1 protein-coding gene is annotated in these 244 nt (G+C 49.2%); it reads right to left on the reverse strand.

What is annotated here, in order from left to right; translation table 11 throughout:
- Nucleotides 1–244, reverse strand: a 244-nt coding sequence (locus FQ668_RS28025) for a dihydroxyacetone kinase subunit DhaK (protein WP_144180846.1), incomplete at both ends; no start/stop codon positions are given.

Raw genomic sequence — 244 nt, forward strand, 5'->3', positions numbered from 1 at the left:
CCATACCAATTTCTAGCTCATCATCTGGCAGTTCAAAGTTAAAGGTATTGGTTTGTGGTACTGAGCCCGCCGACAATGCCACGCCAATTGAGCGGGTGTAGTCGCGAGCGCGTTCAGTCACTGCCACAATTTGGTCAAAGTCATCGTATTTTTCAGACGCTGCACCCGCGATTTTTAGCACGTATAAATCACCCGCTGTACCGCGTCTTTCTTCGATTTTTTCTAGCGGCGCAGAAGCCACATC

The sequence above is a fragment of the Pseudomonas sp. Kh14 genome (assembly GCF_900291005.1).
Taxonomy (GTDB): domain Bacteria; phylum Pseudomonadota; class Gammaproteobacteria; order Pseudomonadales; family Pseudomonadaceae; genus Aquipseudomonas; species Aquipseudomonas alloputida.